The sequence below is a fragment of the Bacillus sp. N1(2025) genome (genome assembly GCF_053470005.1).
Window position 1 is genome coordinate 83,806 of sequence record NZ_JBLTJB010000009.1, and the last position, 26,211, is coordinate 110,016.

33 protein-coding genes are annotated in these 26,211 nt (G+C 44.6%); 9 read left to right on the forward strand and 24 right to left on the reverse strand.

The window, feature by feature from the left end; translation table 11 throughout:
- Window positions 1-15: 15 nt before the first annotated feature.
- The 6 genes from ACNFN4_RS17630 to ACNFN4_RS17655 all read right to left on the reverse strand — a co-directional run bounded on the left by ACNFN4_RS17630 (window position 16) and on the right by ACNFN4_RS17655 (window position 6,204).
- On the reverse strand, window positions 16-852 hold the full coding sequence (locus ACNFN4_RS17630) for an SDR family oxidoreductase (protein WP_053285107.1): 837 nt from the start codon (window positions 850-852) through the stop codon (window positions 16-18).
- Entirely contained in the window at window positions 849-1,925 is a 1,077-nt protein-coding gene (uxuA, locus tag ACNFN4_RS17635; RefSeq protein ID WP_128496658.1) for a mannonate dehydratase, read from the reverse strand. Before uxuA ends, ACNFN4_RS17630 begins: the two co-directional genes overlap by 4 nt.
- Before the next feature lies 1 nt (window position 1,926).
- A complete protein-coding gene (locus ACNFN4_RS17640) occupies window positions 1,927-2,562 on the reverse strand; it encodes a bifunctional 2-keto-4-hydroxyglutarate aldolase/2-keto-3-deoxy-6-phosphogluconate aldolase (protein WP_021493409.1) in 636 nt (211 codons plus the stop codon).
- A gap of 13 nt (window positions 2,563-2,575) precedes the next feature.
- Complete coding sequence (locus ACNFN4_RS17645; RefSeq protein ID WP_414971891.1) at window positions 2,576-3,595, reverse strand: zinc-binding alcohol dehydrogenase family protein; 1,020 nt, start codon at window positions 3,593-3,595, stop codon at window positions 2,576-2,578.
- A 29-nt stretch (window positions 3,596-3,624) separates the two neighbouring features.
- A complete protein-coding gene (locus tag ACNFN4_RS17650) occupies window positions 3,625-4,581 on the reverse strand; it encodes a sugar kinase (protein ID WP_448200361.1) in 957 nt (318 codons plus the stop codon).
- Between the two features lie 204 nt (window positions 4,582-4,785).
- Window positions 4,786-6,204, reverse strand: coding sequence for an alanine/glycine:cation symporter family protein (locus tag ACNFN4_RS17655; protein WP_021493412.1), 1,419 nt, complete (start codon window positions 6,202-6,204; stop codon window positions 4,786-4,788).
- 376 nt (window positions 6,205-6,580) lie between these two features.
- Here ACNFN4_RS17655 and ACNFN4_RS17660 point away from each other — a divergent pair, with 376 nt between their 5' ends.
- Both ACNFN4_RS17660 and ACNFN4_RS17665 read left to right on the forward strand, forming a co-directional pair.
- Window positions 6,581-6,934 carry a hypothetical protein gene (locus ACNFN4_RS17660; protein WP_003153956.1) on the forward strand — a complete coding sequence of 118 codons (354 nt, stop codon included), beginning with the start codon at window positions 6,581-6,583 and terminating at the stop codon, window positions 6,932-6,934.
- 24 nt (window positions 6,935-6,958) lie between these two features.
- On the forward strand, window positions 6,959-7,084 hold the full coding sequence (locus tag ACNFN4_RS17665; protein WP_003153957.1) for a hypothetical protein: 126 nt from the start codon (window positions 6,959-6,961) through the stop codon (window positions 7,082-7,084).
- 53 nt (window positions 7,085-7,137) lie between these two features.
- Here the strand turns inward: ACNFN4_RS17665 and parC are convergent, their stop codons facing one another.
- The 3 genes from parC to ACNFN4_RS17680 form a co-directional block, all read right to left on the reverse strand.
- Entirely contained in the window at window positions 7,138-9,561 is a 2,424-nt protein-coding gene (gene parC, locus ACNFN4_RS17670) for a DNA topoisomerase IV subunit A (protein ID WP_094295882.1), read from the reverse strand.
- 2 nt (window positions 9,562-9,563) lie between these two features.
- Entirely contained in the window at window positions 9,564-11,531 is a 1,968-nt protein-coding gene (gene parE, locus ACNFN4_RS17675; protein WP_007611767.1) for a DNA topoisomerase IV subunit B, read from the reverse strand.
- Between the two features lie 423 nt (window positions 11,532-11,954).
- Entirely contained in the window at window positions 11,955-12,362 is a 408-nt protein-coding gene (locus tag ACNFN4_RS17680) for a CoA-binding protein (RefSeq protein WP_007410316.1), read from the reverse strand.
- Window positions 12,363-12,513: 151 nt separating this feature from the next.
- Here ACNFN4_RS17680 and plsY point away from each other — a divergent pair, with 151 nt between their 5' ends.
- A complete protein-coding gene (gene plsY, locus ACNFN4_RS17685) occupies window positions 12,514-13,095 on the forward strand; it encodes a glycerol-3-phosphate 1-O-acyltransferase PlsY (RefSeq protein WP_007410317.1) in 582 nt (193 codons plus the stop codon).
- Window positions 13,096-13,183: 88 nt separating this feature from the next.
- The gene (locus ACNFN4_RS17690) at window positions 13,184-13,471 is read left to right on the forward strand and encodes a HesB/YadR/YfhF family protein (protein WP_007410318.1); all 288 of its coding nucleotides are present in this window, start codon (window positions 13,184-13,186) and stop codon (window positions 13,469-13,471) included.
- Window positions 13,472-13,502: 31 nt separating this feature from the next.
- Here the strand turns inward: ACNFN4_RS17690 and ACNFN4_RS17695 are convergent, their stop codons facing one another.
- From ACNFN4_RS17695 to acnA, 7 genes are all read right to left on the reverse strand, one after another.
- Window positions 13,503-13,802, reverse strand: coding sequence for a hypothetical protein (locus ACNFN4_RS17695; RefSeq protein ID WP_007611759.1), 300 nt, complete (start codon window positions 13,800-13,802; stop codon window positions 13,503-13,505).
- Window positions 13,803-13,817: 15 nt separating this feature from the next.
- A complete protein-coding gene (locus tag ACNFN4_RS17700) occupies window positions 13,818-14,234 on the reverse strand; it encodes a YbgC/FadM family acyl-CoA thioesterase (RefSeq protein WP_448200362.1) in 417 nt (138 codons plus the stop codon).
- Window positions 14,235-14,320: 86 nt separating this feature from the next.
- Window positions 14,321-14,563, reverse strand: a complete 243-nt coding sequence (gene tlp / locus ACNFN4_RS17705) for a small acid-soluble spore protein Tlp (protein WP_007410320.1) — start codon at window positions 14,561-14,563, stop codon at window positions 14,321-14,323.
- Between the two features lie 24 nt (window positions 14,564-14,587).
- Entirely contained in the window at window positions 14,588-14,734 is a 147-nt protein-coding gene (locus ACNFN4_RS17710) for an acid-soluble spore protein N (RefSeq protein WP_003153977.1), read from the reverse strand.
- Between the two features lie 63 nt (window positions 14,735-14,797).
- Window positions 14,798-14,923, reverse strand: a complete 126-nt coding sequence (locus tag ACNFN4_RS17715; RefSeq protein ID WP_012117651.1) for an FbpB family small basic protein — start codon at window positions 14,921-14,923, stop codon at window positions 14,798-14,800.
- Between the two features lie 78 nt (window positions 14,924-15,001).
- Window positions 15,002-15,511, reverse strand: a complete 510-nt coding sequence (locus ACNFN4_RS17720; protein ID WP_017417879.1) for a TlpA family protein disulfide reductase — start codon at window positions 15,509-15,511, stop codon at window positions 15,002-15,004.
- Between the two features lie 61 nt (window positions 15,512-15,572).
- Window positions 15,573-18,299: an aconitate hydratase AcnA gene (gene acnA / locus ACNFN4_RS17725; RefSeq protein WP_017417878.1), complete on the reverse strand. Its 2,727-nt coding sequence runs from the start codon at window positions 18,297-18,299 to the stop codon at window positions 15,573-15,575.
- A gap of 231 nt (window positions 18,300-18,530) precedes the next feature.
- Here acnA and sspO point away from each other — a divergent pair, with 231 nt between their 5' ends.
- The 4 genes from sspO (at window position 18,531) to ACNFN4_RS17745 (ending at window position 19,981) form a co-directional block, all read left to right on the forward strand.
- Window positions 18,531-18,677 carry an acid-soluble spore protein SspO gene (sspO, locus tag ACNFN4_RS17730; RefSeq protein WP_003153982.1) on the forward strand — a complete coding sequence of 49 codons (147 nt, stop codon included), beginning with the start codon at window positions 18,531-18,533 and terminating at the stop codon, window positions 18,675-18,677.
- Between the two features lie 29 nt (window positions 18,678-18,706).
- A complete protein-coding gene (locus ACNFN4_RS17735; protein ID WP_003153984.1) occupies window positions 18,707-18,853 on the forward strand; it encodes a small acid-soluble spore protein P in 147 nt (48 codons plus the stop codon).
- 94 nt (window positions 18,854-18,947) lie between these two features.
- A complete protein-coding gene (locus ACNFN4_RS17740) occupies window positions 18,948-19,319 on the forward strand; it encodes an Hsp20/alpha crystallin family protein (protein ID WP_007410324.1) in 372 nt (123 codons plus the stop codon).
- 233 nt (window positions 19,320-19,552) lie between these two features.
- Window positions 19,553-19,981, forward strand: a complete 429-nt coding sequence (locus tag ACNFN4_RS17745; RefSeq protein WP_007410325.1) for a DUF2621 domain-containing protein — start codon at window positions 19,553-19,555, stop codon at window positions 19,979-19,981.
- 27 nt (window positions 19,982-20,008) lie between these two features.
- Here ACNFN4_RS17745 and ACNFN4_RS17750 read toward each other — a convergent pair whose 3' ends face one another.
- From ACNFN4_RS17750 to ACNFN4_RS17760, 3 genes are all read right to left on the reverse strand, one after another.
- Window positions 20,009-20,500, reverse strand: a complete 492-nt coding sequence (locus ACNFN4_RS17750) for a CcdC family protein (protein WP_007611735.1) — start codon at window positions 20,498-20,500, stop codon at window positions 20,009-20,011.
- Between the two features lie 79 nt (window positions 20,501-20,579).
- A complete protein-coding gene (locus tag ACNFN4_RS17755) occupies window positions 20,580-20,942 on the reverse strand; it encodes a response regulator (RefSeq protein WP_007410327.1) in 363 nt (120 codons plus the stop codon).
- A gap of 84 nt (window positions 20,943-21,026) precedes the next feature.
- Window positions 21,027-21,734, reverse strand: coding sequence for a cytochrome c biogenesis protein CcdA (locus ACNFN4_RS17760; RefSeq protein WP_088056486.1), 708 nt, complete (start codon window positions 21,732-21,734; stop codon window positions 21,027-21,029).
- A gap of 201 nt (window positions 21,735-21,935) precedes the next feature.
- On the opposite strand from ACNFN4_RS17760, the gene ACNFN4_RS17765 reads away from it, so the two are divergent.
- Window positions 21,936-22,109, forward strand: a complete 174-nt coding sequence (locus ACNFN4_RS17765; RefSeq protein WP_012117647.1) for an aspartyl-phosphate phosphatase Spo0E family protein — start codon at window positions 21,936-21,938, stop codon at window positions 22,107-22,109.
- Between the two features lie 73 nt (window positions 22,110-22,182).
- Here ACNFN4_RS17765 and ACNFN4_RS17770 read toward each other — a convergent pair whose 3' ends face one another.
- The 5 genes from ACNFN4_RS17770 to ACNFN4_RS17790 all read right to left on the reverse strand — a co-directional run bounded on the left by ACNFN4_RS17770 (window position 22,183) and on the right by ACNFN4_RS17790 (window position 26,207).
- Entirely contained in the window at window positions 22,183-22,401 is a 219-nt protein-coding gene (locus ACNFN4_RS17770) for a YneF family protein (RefSeq protein ID WP_003153994.1), read from the reverse strand.
- An 85-nt stretch (window positions 22,402-22,486) separates the two neighbouring features.
- A complete protein-coding gene (gene sirA, locus ACNFN4_RS17775) occupies window positions 22,487-22,933 on the reverse strand; it encodes a sporulation inhibitor of replication protein SirA (RefSeq protein ID WP_003153995.1) in 447 nt (148 codons plus the stop codon).
- 151 nt (window positions 22,934-23,084) lie between these two features.
- The gene (gene tkt / locus ACNFN4_RS17780) at window positions 23,085-25,088 is read right to left on the reverse strand and encodes a transketolase (RefSeq protein WP_448200363.1); all 2,004 of its coding nucleotides are present in this window, start codon (window positions 25,086-25,088) and stop codon (window positions 23,085-23,087) included.
- Window positions 25,089-25,254: 166 nt separating this feature from the next.
- On the reverse strand, window positions 25,255-25,488 hold the full coding sequence (locus ACNFN4_RS17785; RefSeq protein WP_003153997.1) for a DUF896 domain-containing protein: 234 nt from the start codon (window positions 25,486-25,488) through the stop codon (window positions 25,255-25,257).
- 68 nt (window positions 25,489-25,556) lie between these two features.
- Window positions 25,557-26,207, reverse strand: coding sequence for a YneB family resolvase-like protein (locus ACNFN4_RS17790; RefSeq protein ID WP_021493418.1), 651 nt, complete (start codon window positions 26,205-26,207; stop codon window positions 25,557-25,559).
- Window positions 26,208-26,211: the final 4 nt, after the last annotated feature.

Sequence of the window (26,211 nt, forward strand, 5' to 3'; positions counted from 1 at the left end):
GGGACATGGGTTCTGTCACACTCCGGAATAAGCCATAAAACCTCCGTCGACGGGAACGGTGACCCCTGTGACAAAGCCTGAGCATGAATCATCCGAAAGCCACAGGAGCGTTCCCAGAAGGTCTTCCGGTTTCCCGAAACGTTTCATCGGTGTATGTGCCATAATCTTATTGGATCGGTCTGTCAGACTTCCATCTTCCTGTAATAACAACTCACGGTTTTGCGCTGTCAAAAAGAAACCCGGAGCGATGGCATTCACCCGCATCCCTTTTTTTGCGAAATGAACAGCCATCCACATCGTAAAATTCTGAATCGCGGCCTTGGCCGCGCTGTAGGCGGGCACCTTTGTCATCGGTGTATACGCACTCATAGAAGAAATATTAATAATCGCGGGACATTCCGCCTTCAAAAGGTCTTTTCCAAACACTTGCGATGCCAGAAATGCACCGGTAAAGTTGGTTGAAAATACGCTGGAAAACCCCGTTTCGTCCATATCAAAAAATGATGTGCCCTGTTCATCCTCTTCATACGTCTCACTTGCAGTGATCGCATCAGGGTGATTTCCCCCGGCTCCGTTAATTAAAAGATTGACAGAACCGAACCGGCTGATAATCTCGTCTTTTGCCTTTTCGAGCGAATCACGGGCTGAAACATCAGCCGGTACAGAAACCGCGGTTCCTCCAGCGTCAGCAATCTCGCCCGCCGCACGCTCTGCTTTATCAGCATTCCGGCTGACGATCGCAATTTTCATCCCCTGCCGTGAAAGCTCCTTTGCCATTGCTGAACAGAGAACACCGCTCCCGCCTGTTATGACAGCGGTTCTTCCTGATAAACGTTCATGAATCGGTCTCATCTCTTCACCCCTTTCTCATGAAACGAGAACGCATCCCACAGTCCGTTCAAGTACATAATTCCTAAGGCACGATCATATAAACCATAACCCGGCCGGCATCGTTCGCCCCAGATATGACGGCCGTGATCAGGCCGTACATATCCTTTATAGTCTTGGCCGTGCAATTCTTTTACCACACCGGTAATATCAATGGACCCATCACTGGTAAGATGCGAAGTTTCCGTAAAATCACCGTTATCGCAGATTTTCACATTTCGTATATGGGCAAACGGCGCAGCTCCCGCATAGTGTTTGGCGATCTTCACCATATCATTGGCGGGATCCGCTCCCATCGAACCCGTGCATAACGTAATACAATTGGCGGGTGAATCTGAAATCTCTCGCAGCTTTTCGTAGCTTTTCTCACCGGTGATAATACGGGGCAGGCCAAAAATTGAGCAGGGCGGATCATCCGGATGAATGGCCATTTGAATGCCGTGTTCCTCCGCTACAGGAAGAATTTCATGTAAAAAGAACTCAAGATTGGCCCAAAGCTGTTTTTCATCAACCGTTTGATAGGCCTCAAACAGTTCCTTGATCCGGGCCATTTTCTCCGGCTCCCACCCGGGAAGCGTCAAATCAGAAGATTCTTCAACCGTGCGGATCAGTTCCTCCGGAGATAGACTTTCCACTTTCGCTTTTTCAAAAAACAGTGCGGTTGACCCATCCTCCAGCGCGCGGAACATATCGGTACGCGTCCAGTCAAATATCGGCATGAAATTGTAACAGATGACTTTCACACCGAATTCGGACAGATTGCGAATGGTCTGTTTATAGTGCTCAATATATTGTCCGCGTTCTTCATGACCGAGTTTAATGGCTTCATGAACATTCACGCTTTCCACGACCTCTGCATGAAACCCATAGGATTGAATGAATCTGACTTCCGCTTCAATGTCCTCCTTTTCCCATACTTCGCCCGCGGGCTTCTGGTGAAGAGCCCAGACGATGCCTTTGACCCCGGGAATTTGTCTGACATGTTCAAGAGTCACCGTATCATTACCTTGGCCATACCAGCGAAACGTGATATTCATGTTACACCCCCGTATATTCGTGTTTTCGGCAGACGTATTCTTTGCTGAGGGATACGGCAGCTTCATAGCCGCCCTTTTGATATGCTTTTGTCAAGTCGCTTCCCACACCGACCGCGACCGCTCCGGCAGAGAGCCAGTCATTCATGCTGTTTAATGAGATACCCCCGGTCGGCATAATGCGGACATTCGGCAGAGGACCGTTGACCGACTTGATAAATGAAGGGTCAAACGAATTAGCGGGGAACAGCTTTACCACATCACATCCGGCTTCGAGCGCCAAAGCCATATCAGACACGCTCATGCATCCCGGAAGATACGGTACGCTGTACTGGTTGCATAGAGATGCTATCTCTTTTACAAAATGAGAGCTGACGATAAATGAGGCGCCTGATAAAATGGCGTGTCTCGCCGTTTCTGTATCCATTACAGAGCCGGCTCCAAGAAGAATATCTTGATGCCGGAGTTCCTTAAAGACATCTTCCACTTCAGGAGTTGTGTATGTAAGCTCAATGGCGCTGATACCTCCTGAAATGGCCGCTTTTGAAACTTCAAGCGCCTCTTGGCTGTTTTGTCCCCTTATGACAGCCACCACTTGTGCATGCAGAAGTTTTTCGTAAATAGCGTACTTAGGCAGCATTCTCGCTCCTCCTTTAATCAAACGTAATGATTGCTTTTCCCACCTTGCCCGGGTGCTGTTCGATCAACTGAAATGCTTGATGGACGTCATCTGCTGAAAATGTATGTGTAATAAGACCGCCGTGCGTTAACAGGCCTTTATTCAGTAAGTCTGTAATGTACGGAAACTGATTCGTCTGCAATCTTGAACCGGTTATCGTGACTTCCTTTTTTGTGATCGGAAGCTGAGAAATGCCGGCAGTCCTCTCATCAAAACCAAGCACAACCACATGACCGGCCGGAGACACCGCGTCAATGGACGTTTCAAACGTTGAGGGGAGACAGACGGCATCAATGACGACATTGGCGCCTTCATTTTTTGTCCATTCGTTCACCCGCAAAACGGGATCTTCTTTTTGCGCGTTGACGGTAACGTCCGCACCGTTTTTTTCGGCGAATGCCAAGCGTTCATCATTCAAGTCGGTTATCATGACGGAAGCGCCTTTGAGCTTTGCCATTTTTAATATGCAGATTCCGATCGGCCCCGCCCCCTGAATCAAAACGGTATCTTCCTTCTCGACTCTGCCTCTCCAAACGGCCTGGGCGCCAATCGTATATGGTTCTGCCATGACCGCTTCCTCCCAGGGCAGATCGGGCGAAACGGCATGCAGCTGCTTTTCCGGAAGCACGATATATTCCCGCATCCCGCCATCTTCATGAACGCCGAACACCGAAAGCGCTTTGCAGACGTTCGGACGTCCTTTCCGGCAGGCATAGCATGTTCCGCAATAAGATATCGGTTCAATCACTACGCGGTCACCCGGCTTGAAACGCCGGACAAGAGAACCGGTCTTTGCGACTTCCCCTGTGACTTCATGACCGATTACTCTCGGCAGGGACGCTAACGGATTTGTCCCATGATAAATATGCAAATCTGATCCGCAAATTCCGACCCGCTTCACCTTGACAAGAACATCATCCGCATGGGCAACAGACGGTTTCTCACATTCCGTCACCACCAGATCAAATGCTTTCCGTACTAGAACCGCTTTCATTTTCTCACCCGCTTTTTAAGTTGTGCTTGCTAACGTTCAATCACAGTCTCTTTGTTTACAAATGACAGAACCTCTTCTAGATAGGGAAGCCCTTCATTGTCACCGGAAACTGTGGTGACGAGCGCACCGACCGCATTGGCAAACTCCAGACGTTTTTCCGGTTCAAAACCATGCAGATAACTGTACAGGTAGCCGGCATTAAAGCCGTCACCCGCTCCTACCGTGTCAACAGGCGCAACCGGGAAAGCCTCTTTGTGAACCCACTTATGATCATGATACAGCGCAGAACCTGCTTCACCGTCTTTTATGACAAGCTGACAGATTGAATAGGTCTCTGCAAACCGGGCTAATGCTTCATTTTCCCCTAGACCTGTCAGCTGTTTCATTTCGTCCCGGCCCGCCAGAAGAATATCAGTATGCGGAAAGATTTGATGAAATGCCGCACGCGCCTCCTCAATCGTCCACAGCTTCAACCTGATATTCGGATCAAAAGATACGGGAATCCCCCTTGCTTTGGCGATGGAAAGCACCCTTTCAGCAATTTCAAGGTTTTTCTTATCAAGCGCGAGGAACACACCGGTAAGATGAACGATGTGAATGCCGGCAAACATATTCTCTGTTATATCTTCCGGTGCAAGAGTCAGAATTGGTGAATTGAAACGGTAATAAAACGTCTTACCTGAACCGTCATTTCTGATCTCTTTGACATTTAAAGATGTAGGAAAGCCTTCAACATAGGAGACGTCAGTCACATCAATTCCTTCTCCTTTGGCAAACTGATAAATCACTCTGCCGAACTCATCCTTCCCCAGTCTGCTGACCCACTTTGAGTGCAGATTCAATCTGGCGCATGCAATCGCAAAATTCAGTTCAGCTCCTCCTGCTTTTCGTTCAAAATGGGTAACAAAACGCAAAGGCCCTGTGCTTGCGGGATTTAAGGTGATCATCGCATCACCGATCGTAAAAATGCCATAATCAGAAGCCACATCAATACTCCTTTCCTTTAAGACTAAATCGGTTTGGTAAACCGGTTTAGTTAAACTTTATATGAAAGCCCTTACACACACAAGAGAAAAATACAACAAATTCAAAAAAAAACTGTTTTCAGTAAAAATAACCCGATTTTTCGCATAAAAAAACCCCTCACAACAAAATGTAAGGGGTTTTTTGAAAATTGTATGCATGTTTCCTCAGTTAGCAGTCTTACGTTCGGGGTTTGTACCTTCTTCTTCCGCCCATGTTTCAATATGCCTGAGCTCCGGAGTATTCTCGGCTTTGAATACGGGATCAAGACCTTTTTTGCGCTGAGCGGCATAATCCTTATAGATCTTGTAGGCTACATTACTCAGCAATAAGATTGCCACTAAGTTAATGAGAGCCAAGAGTCCCATAAACAAGTTTGCCATGTCCCAGACGATCTGGAAGTCAGCCAAACATCCGTATACCACCATCACTACGACGAATACGCGGTAAATATTAAGCCATGTTTTGCTTGTTTTAATAAATTCAATATTCGTTTCACCATAGTAATAGTTGCCGACGACAGAACTGAATGCGAATAAAAACATCGCAATCGCAATAAATGTCGGCGCCCATCCGCCGAGGTGGTGCTGCAGTGCGGCTTGCGTCACTTGAATGCCGTCTCCTTTAGGCGTAAAGCTGTACAATAAAATGATAAAGGCAGTCGATGTACAAACGATAAATGTATCAAAAAATACGCCGAGCGTCTGAATTAATCCCTGCTTAGCCGGATGCGACACATGTGCAGCCGCTGCGGCATTCGGCGCGCTTCCCATACCCGCTTCGTTTGAAAACAGGCCGCGCTGCGCACCGATAATAATGATGCTTCCTAAGCTTCCGCCGACGATCTGTTCAAGACCGAACGCATTTTTCACAATCGTAACAAACAGCTCAGGTACCGCTGTAATATTTACAATCACGACATACAGCGCGATCAGAATATACATACCCGCCATGACCGGAACGATTAATTGCGAGACGGAAACAACACGTTTCAGACCGCCGAATATAATGAAAGCCGTTAATACAGCTAAAATGATTGCGATAACTGTTTTATTCACATGGAATGCTTCGTCAAACGCGACAGAAATCGTATTTGACTGCACGGCGTTAAAGATAAGTCCGAAAGAAACGGTAATCAATACGGCGAATAAAATACCGAGCCAGCGGGCGCCCAGTCCCTTTGCCATGTAATATGCCGGACCGCCGCGGAATTCGTCACCGGAACGCACTTTATACAGCTGCGCCAAGGTGCTTTCCACAAAGCTGGAAGCCATACCGACAATCGCTACGATCCACATCCAAAATACTGCGCCGGGACCGCCTGTTGCAATCGCCAGCGCGACGCCGGTCAAGTTTCCGGTTCCGACACGAGAAGCGGCTGAGATAAAGAATGCCTGCATTGAAGACACTCCTTTATTTCCTTGCGGCTTCTCCCCGACGATTCTGAACATTTCTATAAAGTATTGGAATTGAATAAAGCGAAAACGGAACGTAAAGTACAATCCGATCCCGACTAAAATATAAACAAGATACTTCCAAATAAAATCATTTGGAACATTTATGATTTCACTGATGAAAGCCTCCATGTTTAACCTCCCTTTTACATATCTTTTACTGTCATTTTTGCTGCATATGTTAGATCTTTTAACACAACGAGTATTATTATATCACAACAACAGTGGTTGAGAAGTTTTTTTAAGAAAATGTTTCGGTTTCTTCATCACGTCTTTTGCTGTCATGCCCCGTTTTTTATCTTACAGCCCGAAAAATGTTGTCACGTCATAAGGAATGAGTGCATATCATAACAAATAGGTCTTTAAGAAAAAAGAGATGAAAAGATGGATGAAATGGTATATACTTAACCAGGATAATAATTTTTTAAATTTAATAAATATGTTTACTTTACATTTAAATTAGGGTATTATAATAAAAATATTCAGACTTATGAAGGGGGGAGAACATTTGAAAAAAATCTTGTTTTTAAAAGCTTCTATTTTATTTTTAGCGATTGCAAGCTTTCATTTGCTCTCCATTCCCCATGCGTTTGATACTGCTCATCATTTTAAAGCGGTAGCCGACCAGCAGGAAATGCACGAAATGAAGGCCGGCCAAAATGCTGATGATGAGAAAAAATCGCTGACGGGCTCATATATCTTGACGGCGCTTTTTGCCGCTTCTGTCTCACTGATCGTGATATCAGACAGGAGACGCCCCGCTTCCCGGAGAAGACAGCGAAAGAAAAGCTTTTTAATCGCTAAATTTTATCAGTCCTCGTATTTCGATGAGCTTCATGTTCAACATCGCCTATCTATGTAACATAAAATGAGGAGGTTGTTAAACATGTTGTTTATCTTACGAATGGTGATTTTAGGGTTGTTTTCATTCACTGCATTGAATTTATTTGTATGGCAGGGAATCGAAGTCATTCACGCTATCACTGACTTATTCGGCAGCCATGAAAGCTAAATAGTAAAACCTCCGCTCAATGAGCGGAGGTTTTTTTTATTTTATTTTTACTCTTAAACATCAGACGCGGGGATACGCCATACATCTGTTACCGGCCCTGTCTCAGCTTCATCGGTAAAGAAGGAACCGTTGCTGTATCGGTCATTCGCCCGCAAGGACTTCACGGCGATTTCGATTCTCTCGCCTTTTTCTGTTTCCGCAGTGATCATGTCGGCTAAAGCGCACGCGAATACGCCGACTGCGCGATGCGGGTTCTTTTTAAGCTCACGCAGCATGATGACACCGCGCTTCGCCCTGGATGTTTTTTCGAATTCAGATAGGTTCATCCGCTTGATTGCTCCCCGCTGTGTGACGAGGACAAGCGAATCTGTCTCATGCAGGATTTGTCCTGATACGACGGTATCACCGTCTTTTAGATTTATACCCTTTACGCCGGCCGCACGGGCACCGACTACATTTACTTCATCTTCACCGAACCATAAACCGTACCCGAGGCGGGTGGCGATAAACAGCTGGCTGCCGCCGTCTGTGACATGAACATCAATCAGCTCGTCGTCCCCTTTAAGGTTAAGGGCAACAAGCGCTTTCGAGTAACGCTGCGCTTTGTAATGCGTCATTTCAGTTCTTTTCACCATGCCGTTTTTCGTCATAAACAATAAATATGAAGATGGATCAAATTCTTTTACCGGTATAGCTTTCACGATGGTTTCATCACGGTCAATCGTGATGATGTTCGTTACGTGCTGCCCCATGTCTTTCCACCTGATATCGGGAAGCTGGTGAACCGGACAATAAACATAGCTTCCCTTATTGGTAAAGAGCAGGAGAACATCCGTTGTATTCATTTCAAATTGGTGAATCAGCCTGTCAGTATCCTTCATACCGAAATCCTGGCCGTTAGAAGCGGCAAATGACCGCTGGCTTGTTCGTTTTACATAGCCGTCTTTTGTGACTGTCACATATACGTCCTCAGAGGCAACCATGACTTCAAGATTGATTTTAATTTCCTCAATCTTTTCTTCAATAACAGACCGTCTGCTGTCAGCATAGGTCTTTTTCAATTTTTTCAAGCTGCTTGTAATGACTTTTAACAGCTTTTTATCATGACTTAAAATGGCTTCGAGCTCCTGAATTTTCTTGCTGAGCTCTTCCGCTTCCTCTTTTAGCGCCGTAATATCCGTGTTTGTCAGACGATACAGCTGCAAGGATACGATCGCTTCGGCCTGCGGCTCCGTAAATGCGAATTTAAACATTAAGTTTTGTTTCGCATCTTTCTTGTCGCTGCTTGCCCGGATGACCGCTATGACCTCATCTAACACAGACAGTGCCTTCATCAGTCCTTCAACGATGTGATGCCGCTCTTTTGCTTTTTGCAATTCAAAGACGGAGCGGTTTGTTACTACTTCCTTCTGGTGGGAAATATACGCATCCAGGATGGCTGTAAGACTCATCAGCATCGGCCGGCGGTTATGTATGGCGACCATATTAAAGTTATATGTTGTCTGCAGATCAGTGTTTTTATATAAGAAATTCAAGATGCCTTTTGCATCGGCTTCTTTCTTTAACTCAACGACCACCCGAAGCCCCGTGCGGTCAGTTTCATCCCGGACTTCAGAAATGCCTTCGACTTTTTTGTCTATGCGGTATTCGTCCATTTTCTTTACGAGATTGGCTTTGTTTACTTCAAACGGAATTTCTGTAATGACGATCTGCTCCCGTCCGCCTCTTACGGATTCCACTTCAGCCTTGCCGCGGATAATAATTTTGCCTTTACCGGTTTCATAAGCCTTCCGAATGCCGTCGACTCCTTGAATAATGCCTCCTGTCGGAAAGTCAGGCCCTTTAATCACCTGCATCAAGTCATCGACGGTGCAATCCGGAGATTCAATCCGTTTAATGACGGCATCAATGACCTCACCCAGATGATGAGGGGGAATATCAGTCGCATAGCCCGCTGAAATCCCGGTTGATCCGTTGACAAGCAAGTTAGGGAACATGGCGGGCAAAACAACCGGTTCTTTACTAGTGTCATCAAAGTTCGGAACGAATTCAACCGTATTTTTATCAATATCACGCAAAAGCTCTGACGCGATAGAAGATAATCTCGCTTCCGTATAACGCATGGCAGCCGGCGGATCGCCGTCAATGCTTCCGTTGTTGCCGTGCATCTCAATCAGCACATTCCGCACTTTCCAATCCTGGCTCATCCGCACCATCGCTTCATAAACGGAACTGTCACCGTGCGGATGATAATTACCGATAACGTTTCCGACCGTTTTCGCCGCTTTACGGAAATTTTTATCGAATGTATTTCCGTCTGCGTGCATGGCGTATAAAATTCTCCGCTGCACCGGCTTTAAACCGTCACGAGCGTCGGGCAGCGCCCTGTCTTGAATAATGTATTTACTGTAGCGTCCGAAACGGTCGCCGATTACTTCTTCTAACGGTAAATCATGAAATAATTCTGGCTGTGCCACTATTAAACCTCCTCAGCGACCGACAAGTTTTCATTTTCTAAAATATTGCTTTCCTCATCTAATCCGAAGGCAACATTCTTTTCAATCCATTTTCTTCTCGGTTCTACTTTGTCTCCCATTAATGTCGTTACGCGGCGCTCTACCCGTGCCGCATCGTCGATCTTGACTCTGACGAGCGTTCGCGATTCGGGATTCATCGTCGTTTCCCAGAGCTGGTCTGCGTTCATTTCTCCCAGACCTTTATAGCGCTGGATGGTATACCCTTTGCCGACTTTCTTTAAAACGCCGTCCATTTCTTCGTCGGACCAAGCATATTCAATAATCTCTTTCTTACCGCTTCCTTTGCTCACTTTGTAAAGAGGCGGAAGGGCGATAAAGACTTTTCCGTGCTCGATTAAAGGTTTCATATAGCGGTAGAAAAACGTTAACAGCAAGACTTGAATGTGCGCGCCGTCGGTATCCGCGTCCGTCATGATAATGATCTTGTCATAGTTGATGTCGTCTATCTCAAAATCTGCGCCGACACCGCCTCCGATCGCATGAATAATCGTATTGATTTCTTCATTTTTGAAGATGTCTGCAAGCTTTGCTTTCTCTGTGTTGATGACCTTTCCGCGAAGGGGCAGCACGGCTTGGAATTTCCGGTCTCTTCCCTGTTTTGCAGAACCTCCCGCAGAGTCTCCCTCCACAAGATACAATTCATTCTTCGCCGGATTTCTGGAACCGGCCGGTGTGAGTTTTCCGCTCAGCGTCGCTTCTGATTTTTTGCGTTTTTTGCCGCTTCTCGCTTCTTCTCTCGCTTTACGGGCCGCTTCACGGGCCTGGCTTGCTTTAATCGCTTTTTTGACAAGCAGGGTTGCTGTATCGCGGTTTTCTTCCAGGAAATAAGCAAGATTCTCGGAAATGACGGCATCCGCGGCGGATCTCGCCTCACTTGTTCCAAGCTTCCCTTTCGTCTGGCCTTCAAATTGCAGCAGTTCCTCCGGGATACGCACGGAAATGATTGCGGACAAACCTTCCCTGATATCGGCGCCTTCAAGGTTCTTGTCTTTCTCTTTTAAAAGGGCAACCTTTCGCGCATACTCGTTAAACGCTCTTGTCATTGCCGTTTTGGCTCCTGATTCGTGGGTGCCGCCGTCCTTTGTTCTGACGTTATTAACGAATGACAGCATATTTTCTGAATACCCGTCATTAAACTGAAACGCGAAATCGACTTCAATGTCGTGATGCTCGCCTTCAAAGGAAACCACTTCGCATAAAGCGTCTTTTTCCTCGTTTAAATAAGCGACAAATGCTTCAATTCCGTTCTCATAATAAAATACTTCTTTTACGCCGTTCCGTTCATCAATTAATTCTATTTTCAAACCTTTTAACAAGAAAGCTGATTCGCGCAGACGTTCTGACAGCGTGTCAAAATTATAAACCGTTGCGCTGAACATTGACGGATCAGGTTTAAAATGGGTAAGCGTTCCCGTTTTTTTGGTGGTTCCGATTTTTTCAAGTGAAGTCACGGGCTTGCCGCCGTTTTCAAACCGCTGTTTATAAACATATCCGTCACGCTCAATAGTAACTGTCAGCCACTCCGATAACGCGTTTACGACAGATGCGCCGACACCATGCAGACCGCCGCTTGTTTTATAGCCGCCCTGTCCGAATTTCCCCCCGGCATGCAGCACGGTGAAAATAACTTCCGGCGTCGGCTTTCCGAGCTTATGCATCCCGGTCGGCATTCCGCGTCCTCTGTCCTGTACGGAGATGCTGTTGTCCTTATGTATCGTTACGATAATATGATCTCCGTAGCCGGCAAGAACTTCATCGACGGAATTGTCGACGATCTCATATACCAGATGGTGCAGGCCTCGTGCGTCCGTCGAACCGATGTACATTCCCGGTCGTTTTCTGACGGCTTCCAGGCCTTCAAGCACCTGTATGGCATCTTCGTTGTAATCAAATTGCTGTTTTCTAGCCAAACGTACAAACCCCTTTCAAAAAACCTGCTCTTAATCATTCTCTTTTTTAAATGTTTTCATGTCTTTGTTTTTCAGTATGCGCAAGCTTCGGTCCAATTCTCCTCGGACTCACAATTATAACCAATATGCTTGATTTCGCAACATATTTAAGCGAATGGCTCGTTTTTTAGGCCGTAAGACATACATTCGAACGGCTTTTCATCTTTTTGGTGCCCTTTTCGGCGGATAAGAACATGAGTTCGCTTTCTATTATATAGCTTTATGCCGGCCATCGCAAACAGACTGTAAACCCCCGTATAAAGGGGTTTCTAAAAAAGCTGTTCATGCTTTATTGTATCTGTTTCATCATCATACGCAAAGAGTATTCTTTCAATAAAAAAGCAAAAACCCCTGATTTGCCAAGGATTTTTGCCTTTTTTGTTCCTATTTTATAACAGCGCGGGCGACTTTTATACATAAATCCATAACAGCCGTCCGTCCTTTGTCTGTAATCATGCGATACGCTTCTTCATTTGCAAGACCCTGCTGCGCCCAAAAAACGGGAGCGTCCGTCTGTAAAAATTCTTCAGCGACGCCGGGAAGCTGCTCAGAGCGTCTGAACACATTCACGATATCAATCGGTCCCTCCACGTCTTTTAATGAAGCGACGGCTTTAACGCCAAGCGCCTCATCAATCGTTGGATTGACGGGAATAATTTCATACCCTTCATCCTGCATCGCTTTGGAAACCATGTAAGAAGTCCGGTCGGGACGGTCTGACAGCCCGACGACTGCGATCCGTTTGCTCCGGTCCAGAATTTCTTTAATCTCTGATTTTGAAGGATTTTGCATCTTTACCATCTCCTTTTGATATATTGTACATGACCGCTTCACCGGAATCAAAAAAAGCGCTTTGTCAGCTTAATTCTCAAAAAACTTGTCATCAGACGGTAACAACTCGTGTTAAAATAGAGTGAAGGGACATTGAAAAGGAGAAATGTAGATGTTGATTGCTTTATTGATTATTTTGGCCTATGTAATAGGCAGCATCCCGTCAGGTTTAATCGTAGGCAAACTTGCGAAAGGGATCGATATTAGAGAACACGGAAGCGGCAATTTGGGCGCTACAAATGCTTTTCGCACGCTTGGCGTTAAAGCGGGATCTGTTGTCATCGCAGCCGATATTTTAAAAGGCACCTTGGCCGCGGCGCTCCCATATTTGCTGCACGTCCCCATTCATCCTCTTCTCGCAGGGGTGGCAGCAGTAATCGGCCATGTATTCCCCGTGTTCGCAAAGTTTAAGGGAGGCAAAGCCGTAGCCACATCAGGGGGCGTCCTGCTGTTTTATGCTCCGCTGTTATTCGTTACGATGGTTGCAGTATTTTTCGTATTTTTATTCCTTACGAAATTTGTTTCTCTGTCTTCAATGTTAACAGGGATTTATACGATTATTTACTGTCTGTTTGTAAAAGACCCTTATTTATTAGTCGTAGTGACGCTCTTGACCGCGTTTGTTATCTACAGACACAGGGCAAACATCAAACGGATTATAAACAAAACAGAACCGAAGATCAAATGGTTTTGATGAAACTTCAATTTTGACATCAAAATGCCATATGCGTTTATAATAGAGATAATTTCTTTATATGAGAAACAAAAAGGGAGTGTTCCGGATGAACATGAAAGTAACGAAAGGCGCGCTGGATTGGTACAAAGAAGAGCTCGATCTGGAAACAGGCGACCATGTCCGTTTCTTTGTCCGTTACGGGGGATGCAGCAACGTTCAGAAAGGCTTTTCTCTCGGCATTTTAAAAGACCGGCCGATGAACATCGGCACCAGCACGGAAGTTGAAGGCATTACCTTTTTTATTGAAGAAAGCGACTTATGGTACTTTGATAATCACGATTTGTCAGTCACATATTCAGATCAGGCAGAAGAGCCGGTATTTGATTATGTGTAAAAAAAAGAACGCAGCGGATGCGTTCTTTTTTTTACAGCCTGAACCTTTTGAGATGATCAGTCAGACGTTCTTTTTCTAATATGCTTCTTTGCGTATCACCGAGCAGGTCAAAGTGGGGAAATTCATTTTTATGGTGAATCCACTCCGGCTTCAGCCCGTACTCCGCTCCCCATCTGATCAGTTTATTGAGATCGCTTGAACCGGCCTTCGTCACGGTCTTAGCCTCCGGAAAGCGGTCGTCCAGCCAGTAATGCGTTAAAAAAGCGATTTTCCCTTCCGATACATCCCGCTTCCATCTTTCCAGTTCCTTACGCGTAATTCCAAATGCCATAACTGCAGCCGCTCCTTATTTTTTTGCCTTTTCGTAAGCGGCATGCCAATCAGGAAAAGCTTTGCGAAACTGAATCGGTTTGAAGCTCTCTTTATCAACGCATATATGAGAGGATGTCGCTTTGATGGCAAGTTCTTGATCCGGATTATAGATGTGGTAGCCGTAAACGGTTTTAAATCCGTTATATTCTTCAATCCAAGTATGTACGACAGCCGTTTCTCCGTAGCGGAGCGGCTTTTTATAAGAAATGCTGATATCCAATACAGGGGACAGCACTCCTCTACCTTCCATATCCTTGTAAAGGAATCCGAGTTCCTTAATCAGCGCCGTTCTGCCGACCTCCATCCAGACTAAGTAATTGGCATGATAGACGATGCCCATTTGATCTGTTTCCGCATAACGCACTTCTATTTCTTTTTTTGACACATGCAACGTTCTCTGCTCCCTTATTATCAGATTAGCCCCATTTTATCACAACGAGCCGGAAAGAGAAAAAAACCAGGTTTCCCTGGTTTTTATTATGATTGATAGCCGTTTTCTCTTGCAGCCGATTCATCCTGGATTTCACTGCGGAACGATTCAATGCTTTCATTGCGTCTGGCATTCTTCTCTTGAATGCGCTGTTTTTCCTCATCTGTCGCAAATTCCATTGATTCTTTGGCTTCTTCTATATTTTCAATTGTATTCTGCACCATATCCTGCAGCTTTTCAACGTTATCGGAACGGTCATCCGGATTCGGTTTTTGATAATTGTTTGTCATAATGTCTGCTCTCCTTTGATGATGTTATTCGCCTTTCGTCTGCATGACAATCGGATGTCCGTTTGACTTGTCATGAAACTTTTCCCCTTTGTTGCGTTTATATTTAACGGGTTTTGTCCCTAAGTGGCTCGGAGCGTATTGCGGCTGGCCGTCTTTCTTGTTTATGCCCATGTTCATCCCTCCTTAAGAGTATATTTTGCAAAAGGAGGTGCAAACATGACTGCAAATTAAAGGTTATTTTTGTTTGAACCGCTGCTCCAGCTTTTCTTCAAGCTGATTCAAATATTCCGTATTGGTCATCAGCTCACGTTTATTTTCCATAACCAATTCATGAAAAGAACGTTTTCGCATTTTTTTCAATCTTCTCACCTCCGTGTTTTCATTCATTTTTTCCAATTTTTCAAAACCTAAGCCCTTCACAATAAAAAAACTGAACCTCTATTCGAGATCCAGTTTTTCTTTCATTTCTTTTTTTGTCATTGTGCCTACGCGAATATGCTGAATGGTTCCTTTTTCGTCTAATATGTATGTTGTCGGATAAGAAAGCACGTTGAAATCTCCGTTAATTCCGCTTTTGTCAATCAGAATAGGAAATGTCAGCTGATAATGATCAGCAAATAATTTCACAGCCTGTATATTTTTTTCAGAGGACGTAAAATTAACGGCTGCTACCGCAATATCAGGATATTCTTTCTGCAGCTCCTGCATATCGGGCATTTCCATTCGGCACGGCTTGCACCACGTCGCCCAGAAATTGAGGAGCACTTTTTTTCCTTTATAATCAGAAAGGGAGATGCTTTTTCCTGACAATGTATCAAGTGTAAAGTCAGGGGCTTTCATCCCTTCTTCTGTCCCTTCTTTCGGACTTTTTTGTACAGAATAAATGTTCCAGCCCGCATACACTAACAACCCGATAAGTAATATTCCGCCCAGCCATTTCGCAAGCATCTCAAGGCCTCCCGCATAAAAAGAGAGAAAGCAGACTGCTTTCTCTCCTTTGTTCATTCTGCTACTGTTTCATTTTATCGCGAAGCACCATTTGTAAAATGCCGCCGTGGCGATAGTAATCAATTTCCACTTCACTGTCAAAACGGACAACAACTTCAAATGTTTTTACCGTACCGTCTTCACTGATTGCTCTGACAGTCAGCAAGTCGCGCGGACGTACAGATTCATCAACATCCACCTCGATGACTTCCTTACCGGTTAAGCCGAGTGTATCCGCGTTTTCACCCTGTTTGAACTGAAGCGGCAGCACACCCATGAAGACGAGGTTGCTTCTGTGAATTCTTTCAAAGCTTTCGGCAATGACTGTTCTGATGCCGAGCAGGTTTGTTCCTTTTGCAGCCCAGTCACGTGAAGAGCCCATTCCGTAATCTTTTCCGGCCAGGACGACAAGACCCGTTTTATCTTCTTTATACCGCATGCAGGCATCATAAATAGATGTCACTTTCCCGGTAGGCCAATGTGTTGTGTATCCGCCTTCTGTACCCGGTGCGATTTGGTTTTTAATGCGGATATTGGCGAATGTTCCTCTCATCATGACTTCATGGTTTCCGCGGCGTGAGCCGTAAGAGTTAAAGTCACGAGGAGAAACGCCTTTTTCCTGCAGGTATTTGCCCGCCGGTGTGTCTTTTCCGATCGCTCCGGCCGGAGAAATGTGGTCAGTCGTCACGGAATCGCCGAATTTGCCGACAACGCGAAGTCCTCTTAAAGGCTCAACTTTTCCAGGCTCTACAGACATTTCCTCAAAGAACGGCGGGTTTTGAATGTAAGTGGAATCCTGATCCCACTTGTACAGCGCTTCATCCGTCGTTTCGATTTCGTTCCAGCGCTGGTTGTCGTCAAATACTGTTTCATACTCTTTGCGGAATAATTCCGGCGTAACAGTCTGTTTGACGAGAGAATTGATTTCATCCATGGACGGCCAGATGTCATCGAAATAAACATTTTGTCCGTCATTTCCGACACCGATCGGATCCGTTTTTAGGTTGATATTCACAGTGCCTGCTAATGCGTATGCGACAACAAGCGGAGGTGACGCAAGGTAGTTTCCTTTGACAAGCGGATGGATCCGGCCTTCAAAGTTTCTGTTACCCGACAAGACAGAAGTGATCAAGAGATCATTTTTGGCAACCGCTTCTTCAATCTCTGGAGAAAGCGGGCCGGAGTTCCCGATACATGTCGTACAGCCATACCCTACGAGGTTAAAGCCGAGCTCCTTCATGTAAGGAAGCAGGCCTGAGTTGACTAAGTATCCAGTAACAACCTTAGACCCCGGTGCAAGTGATGTTTTAACATAATTCGGCACTTTCAAGCCTAATTCTACCGCTTTTTTGGCTACCAATCCGGCACCGATTAATACATAAGGGTTTGATGTATTCGTACAGCTTGTAATAGCGGCGATTGCAATCGCCCCTGTTTTCATAACCGCATCTTCACCGCTGTTAAGTTTAAATGAAATTTCTTTGTTCTCTTCAGCAGCATCCGCTCCGAATCCTTGGTTGCCGGCCGGGCTGACAAGATGTTTTTTAAACGTTTCCTGCATAACGGAAAGCGGGATTAAATCCTGCGGACGTTTCGGTCCTGAAAGGTTCGCTTCGATTTTTGACAGATCAATTTCCACAACGTCTGTAAAAATCGGCTCTTCCGCGTCAGGCGTATAGAATAAACCATTGTTGCGGCAGTATGCTTCCACAATATCGATCTGCTCTTCTTCACGGCCGGTCAGACGCAGGTAAGAAAGTGCTTCCTCGTCAACAGGGAAGAATCCGCAAGTCGCTCCGTATTCCGGCGCCATATTGGCAATAGTCGCCCGATCCGCAAGCGGAAGCTCAGCAACACCAGGACCGAAGAATTCAACAAATTTATTGACTACGCCTTTTTCGCGCAGCACTTGAGTGACTTTCAGCGCCAAGTCAGTCGCCGTCGTTCCGTTAGGCAATTTTCCGACAAGTTTCGCGCCGATGACCTCAGGAACAGGGAAATATGAAGGCTGGCCGAGCATTCCCGCTTCCGCCTCAATACCGCCGACACCCCAGCCGAGGACGCCGATTCCGTTAATCATTGTTGTATGGGAATCTGTTCCCACCAATGTATCAGGATATGTCACAAGTTCTCCGTCTTCCTCTTTCGTATGAACGACACTTGCCAAAAACTCAAGGTTTACCTGGTGAACGATACCTGTTGCAGGCGGAACAGCCTGATAATTGTTAAACGCTTTCTTTGCCCAGCTCAAAAATTTATAACGTTCTGCATTTCTTTCGAATTCTAAGTCCATATTAATGGCTAACGCGTCTTCCGTACCGGCTTTGTCGACTTGTACGGAGTGGTCAATGACCAGGTCAACCGGAATTTCAGGATTGATTTTATCAGGGTCTCCGCCAACAGAGGCCATGGCTTTTCTTAAAGATGCCAGGTCAACTACGGCCGGAACGCCGGTAAAGTCCTGTAGAATAACCCGTGACGGTTTAAACGGCACATCGATATCTTTTAATTCAGCAGTACCCCATCTTGCTAAATTTTCAACATGTTCTTTTGTAATGACACGTCCGTCTACCTGACGCAAAACAGATTCCAAAAGAACCTTAATAGAATAAGGAAGTTTTGAAACATTGCCGACCCCTGCGTCTTCCAATGCTTTTAATGAATAGTAGTTGTATGTTTTCCCATTTGAAGAAAATGTTTTTCTTGCTTGGAAAACGTCTTGTGTTGCGACTTTTTGCTGATTTGTCATTCTCCAAAATCCCCCTTCAATGATCAAGATCGTTCTTTAGATGAATGTTCACATTCCATCACAATTTTCTCACAATTTCATCTTAGTATAAAATCATACATAAGTAAATATCAATGTTTTTATTAAATACAATAAGATCGTCTTATCAGCGTGATTTTCGGTAAATTTTGTCCGATTTTCCGCCTCATACAACGGGCTGTAAAGAGCCATATTAATGTTGAGGTGATGATCATGGTAAAACGGAAAGCCAATCATGTGATTAACGGCATGAATGATGCGAAAAGCCAAGGAAAAGGCGCGGGTTATATAGAAAATGACCAGCTCGTCCTGACGGAAGAAGAACGGCAGAACAATAAAAAAAGAAAAACAAACCAATAGCCGGAACACCTTAAAAAGGAGGCTTTAACATGACAAATAAAAATACGAGTAAAGATATGCATAAAAATGCTCCGAAGGGCCATAACCCCGGCCAGCCGGAACCGCTGAGCGGAAGCAAAAAAGTGAAAAACCGCAACCATACAAGACAAAAACATAATACAAGCCACGATATGTAAAACAGACCCCGGTGTCTGTTTTTTTGTGCCATTCACCCATTCAAAGCTTCTGCATACGTTATAGTAAGGCTTTTTAATATGGAGGGATGCTTCCATGAATCACTCAAAAAACGCTGAAGAATTTGATGATACGGAAGAATGGCTGCGGCAGTTTTACGAGGACCCGTATGCTTGGTATGACGAGACGCTGCCGATCGATCTATATGAAACAAGCCGTCAATATATCATTGAAGCCGACCTGACGGCGCTGAAGCAGGTGCAAGCGATAACCGTCACTCTTTCGGGAAATGAGTTTATGCTCTCTGTTAAAACGCTTGAACGGACGTTAAACAAACAAATGATGCTTCCTTTTTATCTGAATGACAAACATATTTTCACTGATTTCACCAACCATATTCTGACCGTCTCCATGAACAAGGAGCCAAATGAGACTCCTGCCTCTTTTTCCTTTCAATTTCCTCTATAACATAAAAAAGCCGCTTTCATCCCTCAATGGAAGCGGCTTTTTTGTCCGGTCATATCAGTCATATACCCTCAAAGTGAATCTCCCATGGCCAAATAGCAGAATCACTATACGATAGAATATGTTCTAGCAACCGGAATGACTGGACATCTATCATTTTTTCTATTCTTTTTTTCATGTGTTCTTCTATTCTGTCTTCGTTTACAATATGGTTAAAGTAAGGAGGAGATAGAACAATGCTGGAAGGCTGGTTTATGTGGTTTATTTTATTTTGGGTCATCGTGATGATCGGATTGCTGTCTATCGGCGGGTTTTTTATGTTTCGAAAATTTTTAAAACGCTTACCGAAAGAAGACGGCCGGTCAGAACTGGATTGGCAGGACTATTATATTGAAAAAAGCAGGCACTTATGGAATGAGGGTGACAAGGCGTTTTTGGATGAACTGGTCGCCCCCGTGCCGGAGCTCTTTCGGGATGTAGCCAAAGCGAAAATCGCCGGAAAAATCGGTGAACTTTCCTTAGCGGAGGAAGCTGAACAAATAAACCGTGATTTAATCATCAGGGGTTACATACTGGCCACTCCTAAGCGTGATCATCAATTTTTAAAAAAGCATCTCCGTGAAAAACAGATTGATCTTACTCCTTATCAAGCCCTGCTCAAATAAAAAACCTTTCCGGCGGACGGAAAGGTTTTAATTCATCTGAATATCAGCGGTCTTCAGTTCATTCGAAAGTTTGCGGTAAGACAAAAACATCGCGATGCGCCACGGGACAATCATTCCGAAAGCCAGAATCCAAAACATTCCGCTTAAAGCTCCGTAATCAATCGTCGTGCTCAAAATGGATTTCATAGCGATTCTGATAACCAGCAAACCAATCAGGATAAACACAAACGCTTTTGACCGTTTTAAATAGATTTCATTATTTTTAATCTCAAATTTAGATGTTTTAATCAGAAAAATAGAGAAGATTACGCCCAGCGTAATGGCCTCCAAAAATTCTTCGCCCGTCACTCTGAAAATCGGAAAAAGGAACATAAGCGCTCCCGTACTCATGAAAATCGGCGGGAGAATTATTTTTTTAGGTGAAGCGGGCTTGTCGGAGGATTTAATCCTGACGATCATCACGGAAATTGCCATGGCCGCTGCAATAACGGATGAAATTATAATCATCATCTTTATCATTCCTTTGCTTGCACGGAGTTTGATACTATATACTATACTCCAAAAACATAAAAAAAACCAATTTGAAAAGAGAACACGTTTACGTTCCCGTTACCCGCCCTACGGCTTCCAGCACTTTAGATGCTTCAAACGGTTTAACGATAAAGTCTTTAGCGCCTAATTCAATAGCTTCCAGAACGATCCGCTGCTGCCGCATGGCGGTGCACATGATGATCCGGGCTTTCGGGTCAAAAGCTAAAATATCCTGCAGCGCCTGTATACCGTTTTTGACCGGCATGGTAATATCCATAGTCACCAGGTCGGGACGGATTTTTTGATATACTGCCAGAGCTTCCTCCCCGTCAGCCGCTTCCCCGGCCACTGTGTAATTCGCCGATTCCAGAATCTCTCTGATTTTCACCCTCATGAACTTGGCGTCATCTACAACTAAAACTCGTGTCATATTCCCCTCCACATATTTAACATTAACTAGTCTTATTGTACCAAAAACAAAAGGGTATATAATAGTTCAAAAGTTATTAATCCGTTACAGACCCGTAAATCCTCCGAAAAGATTTGACAGAACGATCAGAATGTAGCTCATCCAGTTAAAAAACAGCATAACTCCGATCAGAATCATAAGAATGCCGCCGATTTTCATGATAAGCAGCTGATGCTTGCGAATCCAATTCATTCTGGTAATAAAAAATGAAAGAACAAGAAAAGGAATCGCAAATCCGAGAACATATAAAAACATATACGGCACTGCTGAAGAAGGATTTGTATTGGCCAGCGAAAATACCGCTCCTAAAATGGGCCCGCTGCACGGCGACCAGCCGGCTGCAAACGCAAGACCGATCAGAACCGAACCGATAAACCCCTCCGGACGGCGCTTAAAGTGAATGCGCCGCTCTTTCATCATGAATTTCGGCTGAAACACACCGGCAGTAATCAGCCCGAAAAGGATCAGCATGATAGCGCCAAACTGGCGGATCGCTTCATGATATTGGGTGAAAAAACTGCCGATAAATGAAGTTCCATATCCCAATGCGATAAAAATCACGGAGAAACCAAGCAAAAAACAAAGTGTATGCACGAGGCCGCGCTTTTGCAGCATCACCTTTTCTGTTTTCACCTCGTCCATACTGACACCAGTTATGTAAGATAAAAAGGCGGGGTACAACGGCAGACAGCATGGAGAAATGAAAGACAGAAATCCGGCCCCAAACGTCAGAAAGTAATTAAAACTCACGATGACACACTCCCTTCGAGTTATGACAAAATCATTTCATTTTTTTAACACTTTCCCGAGAAGGATTACTTTTTATAGAAAAAGCTTATATAATTTAATTTGACATCGAGATATTATACTCCTTCTTATTTGAAAAACAGTATAAATGTGGATATAATAATAGCGACTCAGGTGAAAGATTTATGTATGAAAGGATATATCCCTGTGATTAGAGAGCATCTATTAAATGAAATTGAAAAAAAACGGGCAGAGCTGCTTAAAATCGTCATGACAAACGGAATGACATCAAACATTACGATAGAACTCAGCCAGGAGCTTGACCACCTTCTCATACAATATCAAAAAGAACTGCACACCGGCAGTTGGGGTGAAACATGACGCCAAAATAAAAAACCCTCTCCGGGTTTTTTATTTTTATAACCATGTATCTCTATATCATAATCTGTACGTATTATTTCGCTTGATTATTCATGGCTTTCATCATTTGATTAATTTTCTTTTGAGAAGGTTTCATTCCCATTTGCATCATCATCATGCGTAACATTTGTTCATTAATAGGCGGATTCTTTTTCAAATAGCTCATCATATATTTACGAGCAATAAAAAACCCGAGTGCAACACCTATGAGCAATGCGACAACGCCCACTAGGATGCCAACCCATAAAGTCATTTTATTTCCTCCTTCATGTTGTCTAGTTTAAAGTGTACTAAACCAAAGGCTATTATACAACATTTACATCTCTTTTTCCTCGTTTTTAGACAAAATTTCTTTCTCTGACCGGATTTAACCACCCGTAGCGCCGTGTCTTGAAATCCATTGCAAGAAAACAGGGGCTGATTTTACGCAGAATCTCAAAGAAAATCGTTTCCGCCTCATAATCTCCCGAAGCTGCAATCTCAATTAAACTGTCTTTCATCATGAAGGTGGCGCGGCCCTTTTCTCCGGGCAGTGTAAGCCGGTAAATGGAATCCAAACGGCTGTAACTCATTCGGTTTAAATGCAGCTGGAGACGCTGATGCATATGTATCACCGGAATCGGTTCCGTTATATATTGAACTTGCTTTTCTGTCATTTGATATTCCTGGGGTGTCAGATCTGTCCAATGATAGTCTCGAAACAACTCAAACATAGCCGTTTCCCGCCCGAAGTAGTGGTTCGCAAACTCATCCTTTATCAGGTGCGTATAGTAATGACGTTCCATTTCCTCATCCCCTTTTACAGCGCTTCGTTATTGCTTTCTATTATACAAAAGGAGAAAAGAAAGAATTGTCTATTACTGTTATGCCGCCCCTTCTATTTTTGTCGCATAAACAGGAAAAAGAGGATGATTTGACTCATCCTCTTTTGTCTCGTTATTTGTTTAAAAGTTTTTTCACGCGGTCAACCACGTTTTCTGCAGTAAACCCGTATTCTTTCATAATTGTTTCTCCCGGAGCTGAAGCACCGAAACGGTCAATTGCGAGAACGTCTCCTTCAAGACCGGTAAATTTGCCCCATCCGAAGCTTGAACCCATTTCGATCGCAAGACGTTTCGTCACATTCGGAGGAAGCACGCTGTTTTTGTACTCGGCCGATTGTTTTTCAAAGCGGTCCCAGCTCGGCATGCTGACTACAGATACGTGAATGTTTTCTTCAGCCAGTTTCGCTTGAGCTTCGATCGCAAGTCCGACTTCAGAACCTGTCGCTAAAAGAAGAGCGGCCGGTGATTCTGTTTGGGCTTTGGAAACGATATAAGCCCCTTTATCCACGCCCGCATACGCTTCTTCAGCCTGCTGATCAATCGTCGGCAGGTTTTGGCGTGTCAATACAAGAGCTGTCGGATGATCTTGGCTTTGAACGGCAACCTTCCATGCAGCTGCGGTTTCATTTCCGTCAGCAGGTCTGATCACAGAAAGGTTAGGAAGTGCGCGTAAAGAAGCAAGCTGCTCAATCGGTTCGTGAGTCGGCCCGTCCTCTCCTACGGCAATACTGTCATGTGTGAATACATAAGTGACGGGAAGACCCATCAATGACGCCAGACGAATGGCAGGTCTTAAATAATCAGAGAACACAAAGAATGTGCCGCCGAATACGCGGAGGCCGCCGTGAAGCGCCATTCCGTTTAATGCAGCGCCCATCGCAAATTCACGGACACCGAACCAGAAGTTTTTCCCGGCGTAGTCTTTGGCCGTGAAGTCTCCTCCATTTTTGATTGTCGTTTTATTTGAACCCGCAAGGTCAGCAGATCCCCCGACAAAGAAAGGAATTTTCTTGGCGATCCCGTTCAGCACCTCACCTGAAGATGCACGGGAAGCAATGCTGCTGCCTTTTTCATAAACGGGAACTTCCTGATCCCAGTCTTTAGGAAGCTCGCCTTTCATGCCGAGTGACAGCTGTTCAGCAAGCTCAGGATATTTTTCTTTATAAGCCGCGAACAGTTCATTCCATTCCTGTTCTTTTTTCGAGCCGGCTTCTTTTACAGCTTGATTGAAATGCCCGTATACTTCTTCCGGAACATAAAAATCTTCTTCAAACGTCCAAGCATACGCTTCTTTTGTCAGCTTGCTCTCTTCTTGTCCTAACGGAGCGCCGTGAACGCCGGATGTGCCCGCGCGGTTTGGAGAACCGAAACCGATTGTCGTTTTCACTTCGATCAATGTCGGTTTTTTATCATTCTGGCGCGCTTTTTCAATTGCAGCCGTCAATTCAGCGATGTTGTTTCCGTCCTCAACATAAAGAACTTCCCAGTTCATTGCTTCAAAACGCTGCTTTACATTTTCAGAGAAAGAACGGTCTAAATCGCCGTCTAAGGAAATGTCATTAGAATCGTATAATACGATCAGACGGCCTAATTCAAGATGGCCTGCAAGAGAAGCTGCTTCGGAAGAAATGCCTTCCATTAAATCGCCGTCTCCGCAAATACTGTATGTATAATGATCAACTACGTTGAATGAATCACGGTTATATGTCTCAGCCAGATGGCGTTCTGCAATTGCCATTCCCACTGCCATTGCAATACCCTGTCCAAGCGGTCCGGTCGTAGCGTCTACTCCGGCTGTGTGCCCGAACTCCGGATGTCCCGGTGTTTTGCTTCCCCATTGACGGAACTGTTTCAAGTCTTCAATGCTGAGGTCATATCCGCTTAAATGCAGCATGCTGTATAAAAGCATTGAACCGTGGCCTGCTGATAAAACAAAGCGGTCGCGGTTAAACCAGCCCGGATTCTGCGGATTTACATTCATAAATTTCGTCCACAGCGTATATGCCATCGGAGCGGCTCCCATCGGCATGCCCGGATGTCCGGAATTCGCTTTTTCAATTGCGTCTATAGATAGTGTACGAATGGTGGCAACTGATTTCTTTTCAATTGTATCCATTATAATCCCCTTCCTTATTGTTGTACCTTTTCATCATAAAGCGATGCTGACTTTTTCTCAACTCTTTCAGCTTAAATTTGAGATAAACTTGTTGAAAATTGTCGTAAAGCACATCCTGATATTAGTATATACGAAAAAAGAATACGTATTGCCGTATTCTTTCTGTTTAATGAAGATTATTTTTCTGTTGTTCTCTTTTTAATTTTTCAGGGGTGACATCGTTGCCTTCCGGATCAATCACTTTTACGCTCTTTAACGTATTTTTCATTGAGGAGCGGAATCCTTTCAAATATTCCTGGCGAAGCTTTTGCTGTTCAGCTTTTTCCTCATCCGTTATTGTGTTTGATTTAGCTTTTTGAGCCAATTCGTTAATTCTTGCGATTTTTTCTTTAGAAATCATAATAAGCTCCTTTGGTGCGTGTTGATTATATACTACTAAAACGCAGTCTTTTTTACAACTGATGCGCGTCAGCTGCCTTCTGTATCTGCGGTATATTCCTGAAACCGCCGGTGAACCGTGGCTTTGGACACATCATAGCCGAATCCTCTTAAGGTCGCTGCGATTTCTGCAAAGGTAAGCTTGTTGGCTCTCAGCCTGATAATTTCCGAAACCGGAACCTCTTTTTTTTCTTTTCCGCTGTTTTCATGCCTGTTTTTCAGATTCCGTTCAGGTTTGTAGCCGTTTTTCACGGCTCTTTTCATTCCCCGCCGGATTTTCATATTGTGAATTTTCCTTTGATATTCCTCAACAATACTGACGATTTCAAGTACCATCGTATCAGCTTCGGAAAGCTCCAGTTCACCTTTATGAGCCGTCGTATATATCTTTACGTTCTCCCTGTAAATGCAATGCAAAAGCGCAATCTTGGCGTTTCCTCTTCCCAATCTCGTTTCGTCCTGCACCAATATCGCGTCAATATGTGATTTTTTAATTTCATCAAGCATTTCAAATACTCCGTCGCGGTCCATTTCGTAACCGCTGGCTTTCTCAGAAATGACTTTCACGACTTCCATGCCGTTTGCAGCAGCGATCTCACTGAGCTCCTCTTCCTGTCTTTTTAATGACGTTTGCTGCTGTTCTTTGTTTGTGCTTACGCGGGCATAAATGAGCGCCTTCATTTCT